Origin of the sequence: Photobacterium marinum (genome assembly GCF_000331515.1) — a bacterium.
Classification (GTDB): domain Bacteria; phylum Pseudomonadota; class Gammaproteobacteria; order Enterobacterales; family Vibrionaceae; genus Photobacterium; species Photobacterium marinum.
The window spans coordinates 1-8,456 of record NZ_AMZO01000027.1; the positions used below are offsets into that span (position 1 = coordinate 1).

The 8,456-nt window shown below is 41.9% G+C and carries 9 protein-coding genes; 7 read left to right on the forward strand and 2 right to left on the reverse strand.

The genetic code is table 11. The features are described from left to right. The 7 genes from C942_RS17550 to C942_RS17580 form a co-directional block, all read left to right on the forward strand. The coding region (locus C942_RS17550; protein ID WP_036800913.1) for a hypothetical protein at positions 1-244 on the forward strand (244 nt) is incomplete at its 5' end. A 189-nt stretch (positions 245-433) separates the two neighbouring features. Further along, positions 434-1,420: a replication initiation protein gene (locus tag C942_RS17555; RefSeq protein ID WP_036800916.1), complete on the forward strand. Its 987-nt coding sequence runs from the start codon at positions 434-436 to the stop codon at positions 1,418-1,420. A 554-nt stretch (positions 1,421-1,974) separates the two neighbouring features. Next, positions 1,975-3,828 carry a TraM recognition domain-containing protein gene (locus tag C942_RS17560; RefSeq protein ID WP_007468209.1) on the forward strand — a complete coding sequence of 618 codons (1,854 nt, stop codon included), beginning with the start codon at positions 1,975-1,977 and terminating at the stop codon, positions 3,826-3,828. Continuing rightward, positions 3,825-4,544 carry a hypothetical protein gene (locus C942_RS24455; RefSeq protein ID WP_007468211.1) on the forward strand — a complete coding sequence of 240 codons (720 nt, stop codon included), beginning with the start codon at positions 3,825-3,827 and terminating at the stop codon, positions 4,542-4,544. Before C942_RS17560 ends, C942_RS24455 begins: the two co-directional genes overlap by 4 nt. A 10-nt stretch (positions 4,545-4,554) precedes the next feature. Beyond that, entirely contained in the window at positions 4,555-5,091 is a 537-nt protein-coding gene (locus tag C942_RS17570) for a hypothetical protein (RefSeq protein ID WP_157372657.1), read from the forward strand. Between the two features lie 406 nt (positions 5,092-5,497). Next, the gene (locus C942_RS17575; RefSeq protein WP_157372658.1) at positions 5,498-5,923 is read left to right on the forward strand and encodes a hypothetical protein; all 426 of its coding nucleotides are present in this window, start codon (positions 5,498-5,500) and stop codon (positions 5,921-5,923) included. Then, positions 5,904-6,149, forward strand: coding sequence for a hypothetical protein (locus tag C942_RS17580; protein WP_007468215.1), 246 nt, complete (start codon positions 5,904-5,906; stop codon positions 6,147-6,149). The genes C942_RS17575 and C942_RS17580 overlap by 20 nt, the downstream gene beginning before the upstream one ends. A gap of 366 nt (positions 6,150-6,515) precedes the next feature. Here C942_RS17580 and C942_RS17585 read toward each other — a convergent pair whose 3' ends face one another. Together C942_RS17585 and C942_RS17590 are read right to left on the reverse strand one after the other, a co-directional pair. After that, positions 6,516-6,932 carry a hypothetical protein gene (locus C942_RS17585; protein WP_036800925.1) on the reverse strand — a complete coding sequence of 139 codons (417 nt, stop codon included), beginning with the start codon at positions 6,930-6,932 and terminating at the stop codon, positions 6,516-6,518. A gap of 408 nt (positions 6,933-7,340) precedes the next feature. Continuing rightward, a complete protein-coding gene (locus tag C942_RS17590) occupies positions 7,341-8,027 on the reverse strand; it encodes a hypothetical protein (protein ID WP_007468219.1) in 687 nt (228 codons plus the stop codon). Between the last annotated feature and the right edge of the window lie 429 nt (positions 8,028-8,456).

Sequence of the window (8,456 nt, forward strand, 5' to 3'; positions counted from 1 at the left end):
CATCAAGCCCAACAAACCTAAACCTCAAGAACGACCAGCTCCGAATGCTGCAAACGAGAAACGGGCAGCAGAAACGAGGGTGAAAATTGAGTCGGTAATTTCAGAAATGAGTGCTGATGAAAAGTCACAGCTTCTAGGTGAGCGTTATCCGAAGGCAAGGTTTTCTGAACGTTCAGGGGTCTCTAAGGATTCAGTTCGTCGTTACTGGGATGAGATTGAAACGATGTTGAAAGAAGGTGTTTAGAAAAACGCAGTTAAATTGCGAAGTTAGAAGTCGAGGGGTAAGATAAGTCCCAGAAAAAACAAAACCCCGAATCTCAGTCTAACTTGGCGGGAAGATGAGAATTCAGGGCCAGCATAAATGCTTGAGGTAATTTTAACACATGGATCACCAAACACAATCCACACATGACCGCCATAAGCTCAGTTATGTGTGAAAACTGAACACTCAAACGCCTTTCAGCTCGATTTGTTCGAGTCTCTACCGAATAAGCCGTATTGCACTGATGAACTCGGTGTGACCTACATTCGTCCAAAGAAAACAGCGGTTAAGAAAAAATACCTCCAGGTCAATCAGCCCAGTATGGTCACATACCTGGTGTTTGATATTGACCGTAATGGTGCTGTATTGGCCTGGTACGATGCCAATCTTCCAGCGCCTTACTGGACAAGTAAGAACCCTAAGAACGGTCACGGCCATATTGCCTACCGTCTGAAAATCCCTTTTTGCACGTCAGATATTGCCAATATTGAGCCGATCAAATACGCCGCTGCGATCCAATCAGCCATGATTGAGCGCCTGAAAGCTGATCGCGGTTTTGCTGGCTTGTTGACGAAAAACCCGATGCACCCGCATTGGCAGAATGAGTTTTGGACGGAATACGAGTACACGCTGGATGAGTTGGCAGATCACCTTGATTTGCGAGGCCATCCGTTACGCGGTATTGAGTCGGTTGGTTTAGGCCGCAACTGCGAGTTGTTCGAATCTGTCCGCAGATGGGCATACAGGGCGATCAGGGAATACTGGGCGCCGAACTATAAGCGGGCATGGAACAACGCTGTGTATGAGCGTGTGGAAGCGCTGAACGGCCAATTTAACCAACCTCTGCCTGTGTCTGAGGTGAAATCCATATCGAAGTCGATAGCGAACTGGACATACAAGCATTTCACACCGGAAGGATTCCGTAAGAGTCAGGCGGTGAAAGGAACTAAGGGCGGTAAGGCTGGCTCTATTGAATCTAAAGCTAAAGCTGGATCTGTTGGTGGTTCAGTGTCTAAAGGTGGTGGTCGTAAGTCTAAGAAGTCAGAGTTACTTCCTGTTGTTCAATCCATGTTGGATCAAGGCTACAACCAAGCGGCAATTGCGGAAGATTTGGGTATATCGACTAGAACGATTATTCGTTGGTTAAATGCAATGTGACAAAACAAGCAAGCCTTATCAGATAACAGCCCTTTTTAGGGCTGTTTTGCTTTCCCGAGTAATGTAAAGATACTCGATCGTGTTATGGCGATTTGTGCGTAAAACGTGGGTCAGCTTGTCTGTCCCTGTTTTTCCACACGTCGCCTTTTACCGAACCCTTACATAGAACTTCTTTATCGATAAGTTTAAGAGTTCGATCACATTGTTCCTTTCTCTTTTGCGTTAACTTTTTAAAAAATGCTTTCGCATTTAGTTGCTTACTGGCTGAACGCCAGACACAACAGGGCTTCGCCCTCTTTTAAAAGCTCCGGTTCTGGACGAACCTACACTTTCAAAATTCACCCGCGCGCGTCTGGGCTAAAGCCCGACCAAAGCCTTTTTTCACAGCGCTGCGCTTGCCCTAGGGGGTTCGTTGCCGAATGCCAAAACGCTTTGGTCGGGCTTACACTCGTTCCTCGCTTAGCTCGACGCGCGCGCTTCGCTTATCACGCTGGGGCGTGAACACTTGCAACGGCTCTGGGGAGCCTAAAGCGTTTTAAGAAGGATTGTTTGAAATGTCTCTGAATAGTCAAATTGACGCTTGGTTTTACGATACTTTGATTACCCCCATTCTTGGGGTGATCGTTGATGTTCTGAATACCTATGTCTTGATTAGCCCACTAAAATCATGGCTGTTTGAGATAAGTTTTTTATTGTTGGCTGTATCGTTTGGAGTATTGAGATTTTCTTTTGCTTTTGGGCGCGAGCAAAACCTGCTTTTTTCGGTGTACCGTTTAATTTCTCGAGGTCTTTCTTTATCAGCCTTTCTCCCTGTTTTTCAGTTTGTTTCCATGATGGGGGTTTTATACAAATGGCATTACCAAGCGTTTGCTAAAGTCTTAGAGATACAGGGTTATACAACATGGGAGGCTATTCAGTCTGACCTTATTTTGTATACCGTATTTCTTGTTGTCTTTGTGCTTGTGTTTCATGTTTTTTGTATTGCTAAGTTAGAGCCGGCCATTTCTCATAAAGTGATAAAGCACTCAGGAAAATGCCGATCTGACAATGCGTTCAGTGATGTCCGTGAACTTTCTTTACCCAAAGCAACCCCTTTTAACCCTGAGCGTTATTTCAATACGGCTTTAAAAACGAAGTCGGTATTTTTTGGGCTGAATGAAAAGGGAAAGCCTGTTTTCATTCCTCGTTCGATTTGGGAAAAAACCAATATTCAGATTATGGGGGCGATGGGATCCGGTAAAGGTGTGCAGGCACAAGTGACATTGTCGCAAAGTCTTCTCCGTCATGATTGCGTGATAACGTTTGATCCGAAGGGCGACGACTGGCTTCCGCATGTATTAAAAAGGTTTTCTGAAAAAGCGGATAAGCCTTTTCTTTATGTGGATTTAAGGGCGAAAGAACCACAGATTAATCCTTTCCAAGGAGCAACAGGAGAAGAAATTTCAGAATTACTTATCGCTTCTCTTGAGCTTGAAGAAAGCGGTGATAATTCGGATGTGTACGCCATTGCGGCTCAGGATGCGGCGCAGAAATTAGCAATGCTGGCAGCAAGTGAGGGAGTAGCTCTTTCGGAGCTGCATGAAAAGTTACCGGAAGTGCTGACAGACCAAGAATTGAAAATGGTGTCGAAGTTTAAAAATAAGCTTTCCGTGATTTCTCAGTTAACGGCTATTCAAACACGACACGGAGCCGATATTGCGTCAATCATGAGGTCGGGAGGATGTGTTTATATCGTTGGTGATGATGTCGCGAACAAGAAAGATGTGCAAAAGATGCTGCTAATCCGTGTACTTCAGCTTGTGAAAAATATTCCGACCACAGAACGTCAGTTTGTTTCTATTTTTGCTGATGAAGTGAAGTCACTTCTCTGTCAGACCTTCGTAGACCAATTGGGGCAGTTACGCTCTCGACGAGCGAATGTGCTTTATGCTCACCAAAGCTTTGCTGATCTCGATCGGCTTAATCGGTCAACCCAACAAATTCTTTTGGATAATGCGTCGTTACGGTGGTTCTACAAGCAGCAGGACTTCCAAATGGCGACGAAGGTTGCTCAATACACGGGACAACGTGTTGCCCAAACGTCTGTTCATGAAATGGAAAGGAATGAAGCGGCTAAAGATGTTGTTTCCAACCAGGGAAGACGGAGTGTTGAAGCCCAAGCATTCCTAATTGATACCAATACGATCCAAAATTTACCTGATTCAACGGCTGTTTTGATTGGAAATGGATTGGCACAACTGGCGTTTTGCTCTCCACCTCGTGTACAGAAATCTCACTTTTCTTGCGTGGTTGCAGACCCCTTAATTCGTGAAGATGCGACAGAGAGCCTTGCTTCTATCGTGAATTCATCCTCAAAACCAGATACTCCGGAAAAGAGTGAAGCTAAAGATTTTGGGGCTTATCTATGAGTAATTTACTGACGAGAAAAGAGATAGACCAGAGGGTCAAAGATAAGAAGCATTCGATCTTACAGTTTCTTCGGGATGAGAGATTTACTGATGTCGAAGTGATATCAAAGCTTATTGATGTAGGGCATTTAACGTCAGTCAGAAACACACTAAAAGCCATGCAAAAAGAGGATCTTGTCGTTAGTCATAAAGTAGGCCGAAAAGTCGTTTGGGGGGTAACGATTCACGGTGTGATGATGTCATACCAAGATGGTGAAACTATCCCTGAAAATGTTTATGCGTTTCGGCCTAGTAAGTTTAATGAGCTGACATTTGAACATAAGAAAGCGATGCAGCTTTGCCGTATAGCTGCTTTGAAAAATGGATGGTGTGATTGGGTTTTAGCTCGGATTGAGAAAGGGGTAAAAGTGCCTGATGCAATTGCATTGAATTCAGAGGGAGAACGAGTGGCTGTTGAGTACGAACGCACAGTGAAGACCCCCAAACGTTACACAGCAATATTCATTTCGCACCTAGAGAGCATCAAAGCCCGTAGATATAAAAAAGTGACCTATATTTGCCCAACAGAAGCGGTAAGAAAGCGTGTTGAGAGTCAATTTTTAAGACTGGTTGATAAACCTGTTCAGATTACAGGCGGTGTCGTTACTGTGAACTCAGAGCTGATGAATCAAATTTTTAGTTTTAAGTTGTTAGAAAGTTTTACCAATGAAGATTAAGGAAAGAAAGATGCTGAAAGGAACCGTTGTATATGCAGGTAATGACCATCAACCATGCTTAGTTGACTATAAGATAAAAGTAGTAAGATCAAAGTACATTACACGTATGAAGGTCTTACTTACAGAGAATCAAGAATGTTTGAGCACAGCAATTTTAAATAATGAGTTTACTACTTACAGTGCTGTGAAAGCTGTCTTGAACGCTACTTGCTACGGTGTTAGATATGATCTTATCGATGTGTATTGCCAGCACGGAAAACTAGACGAATATGATGACAGTATTCTTATATCTCGTGTTCCATTAAAGTGGAAACCTCAAGAATTGGACTATACCCCTCTAAACCTCAATCAGAAATTAGCTTTACATCTTGGTCATAAGGTAGAAAGAGAAGCCGTTGGCAGGTCTTATCATATTCTTGTTGGCCAAGATGATTTCTTTTGTAGCGAACCTTACTATGCTGGCCATGATTTTGATGAAGATGAACGAATGGAAAAGTACCAAGAACTGTGTGATCTCTTTGGGTTAACTCAATCACAAGAAGCCTGACGCGCTGCGCTTGTCGGCCTATCGCGAACGTGAACCGGCTTTGCCGTGGTTCATGTCCGCGATAGGCAAAAGTATTCAAAACACATCTTAGAGGTGTGATTTTCCTCCTAATTAATAGTGTCCCCCACTACCCTGTAAATCGCCATCAAACCGTCACAAACTTTCAATGTCATTCGGAAGTATATCGCCTTGATCAGGTATCCAAAATTACCGCTACGGGCTTCTGAGGGGCTGGAAAGGGTATTTTCGGTACCGAACTGACGTATTTAACATAATAGGCACTTAGCGCACCGATTTTTTCATTCAATGACTTTTTCAAACGTATAAGTAAGCATGAAGATTGTATTGTATATCCTTAATATTTAAGGATAATAATATGGTATTTTTTTGTTTATCGAGGTCCAAGTTGAAGCTTTACCGTGATATGAGAGTTAATGAAAAAGGTTTGCCTGAACTTGGTTACACCTCAAGCACTCTTGGCGTCAGAATTTGCGGCTGTACAGTTGATGAAAGCTATCGGCGTCCTGACATCCTAGTTAATGAGCATGGTTTTGTTGAGCCTCTGACGGGGGGACTGTCTATTACACCACCTGAGATCACTAAAAATATAAGTGATATGAGCGCGGATAGAATTAATAGAGGAAAAACACTTCTTTGGATGATTGATGTATCAGTTTTAAGTAAATATGGCTTAAAATTTAGACAAGATCCAGACAAGGTGTACCATGGTTTTATTGAACCTATAGAGATAATCGTTCCTTTCGATTACAATAAAAATATACAAAGTACTCAATGTGAATGGGAGGTATGTCATGAGTTACAATCTGAATGATTTAATGACTGCACTCAAAGAGCATGCATCTTTTGAACGACTGTTTGACTTATGTAAATCTTTGCTTGAATCAAAATTTACCGTAAACGACATTAAGCAATGTATCTTCAGTTTCCTACATTCAGAAAACGTTGATGATGATTTTGAAGATGAGGTAAGTGACATAGTCTTTTCTTTAGAAGGCCGTTGTCATCCTTCTTGGTCGTTAGCTCCTGTTCACGCTTAAAACATAACGTTTGTAAATTGAATAATGAAAGGTCGCCTCAGGCGGCCTTTCTTGTCTTTGATCGCTACACGATCACGCCCGTTTTTGGTGTATCGTAACAGCCAGCGTACGATGCATCCGTGCTGTCCAATTTTTTACACGAGCCTTTTAGTCTGTCTCATGTCCGTCCCGACTTTTGATAGTATCAAAAACGGTAGGTGTGACCCTGAGGTCACAGGTAAATGTTGTCGGTTCGACTACTTTTCTAAGCGGCTTTTTTGTCTTTGGTCGTTATACGATCACGTCTGTTCGTAGGGATTTAAAATAACAGCCAAAAAATAACCCAACATTATGTTGGGTTGAGGAGATAACCATAAGTCTAATTCATTAGTAAACCAGGTGTACTGCTGAGACACCATGATACTCTTTCAGGGCGCCTACCAATTGTTCAATAGATGCATTCGCCAAATTTGGCTCTTTATCAGTGTTAGGTAGTGCAGTTAAGGTTGGCACATTTCCTTCTTTAAGCATTTGCTCTGTCATTTTCATATTTCTACATGTATCAATGACATCAGAAGAAAAAAGAAGTCGAGTGGATTTTCCTCTCCGTCCTATCTTGATGGTCGCATTTCCAGCTTTATCTAGCTCTTTAAATGCTTTACGAGCTTCATGGCGCTCTATGTCTAGTTCATCCATGACGGTTTCAATTTCAACACTTCTTTGATCCCCATATAGGTTCAAAAGATCTCTAGCTGTAGGGGAAAGTCCTTCGTAGATGTCTACATCATGACTAACATTTTCCATCTTAACAATCCTTTTTGTACCTAAAGTTACCTAATGTTGTCTGTATTGTCATGTTAGACTCTGGCACTGATTTTTACAAGGTTTTAGGTTGGTTTTGGTGTTAATTGGTGTAACCCTGACTCCCTGTAGAGCTGGATTTGTTGTCTTACGGGTAACAAGGTGTCTTTCTTGTTTGCAAGCAAGTTACCAAGTTGGCTTGGTACCTGGCAGGAAAGATAGCTTGGTTTCAGCATGGGTAGTATTCCTGGTGGTTACATGATCGTGCCCGTTCGGCGCCGATTTAATGTAACAGCCACTTAGCGCACCAGAACAAAAAATATCATCAGAATTTTTATGGGGGGGGATTCCAGAGAAGAAAAACCGCTCATCGTGCGGTTTTTTCTAAGGCTATAGTGTTTATTTATAAATTTAAGGTTGCTCTAGCTGTTGCATAATTAGTTTTGTGACTATCTGCCATCCAACTTTTTGCACATTATCACTTACAGAGTCGAAGGCCTTTTGAAATATGTTTTTCGATTTCAATGAATCACCAGATTCAGCTGCTTGTACAAGCTCTGTTATCTCCTTTTCTTTTTTAGATGTAACTGTTACACCATCATCTTTAATCAGGTTAAGTAAACTTTGGACTGTTTCGTCACTGCCATTAGATGTATTTATTTGCTGTTGTTGGTTAACGCTAGAGCCTGATGCAATTGGACTGTTTGTGAACTTCCCGCCATATATGATGGTTTGATTTTGTGGACGGTAAGTTGACTTGGGGCGAGTAACTTCAATTTCTTTAGCTGATGTATAACCTTGTTTTGTCAAGTATGCATACTCTTTATCACTAACAATAAATGGAATCATTATTACGGCAGGAGTTGGATTGTTGTCACCTACAACTCTTGTTGGTCCTGTTTTGATTAGGCGTTGTTTTTCTAAGGATTCGATTGCAATATCGAGATCTACTTTGTCCGTACCAGTGCCTTGCTGAATCAGTTCCATTGATGGACCATCGTATCCATCACTTAGAGAGTTGGCACCTAAGTTCTTTGTTGAAAAATCTTCTTTTAAAAATTGAAGAATTAGTTTTTCTGTGTGATTTAATTTTGCCATACTGATACCCCTTAATGTGATCTGCGTCACAATTATATGCTGTCTATACATACAAGGGCAAAGGGTTTTATATTTTTGTGCTCAAAAATAAATCAACAATAATTTGCAAGATGTGTACTGACCTTACTTGAAAAGCAATCCATTTTATTTTCATGTTGCGCAATCCCAATCCCAATCCCATTGAACATAACACCCGTAAACCGAACTCACAGAAAGGTCGCCTCTCAGGCGGCTTTTTTTGATTTTTTTGATGTTAAGTGTCAATGTATGTGTAATTACACCTATATGGGTATATGCAATGGCAGTTAAACGTACAGTTACAACGACATCATGTCAGTTCCAGCTCCGCCTACCTTGGGCATTGAGAGAAGAAATCGAGGCGCAACTGGATGAGGGGCAGAGCCTTGGTGGTTGGATTAAGGAGGGGCG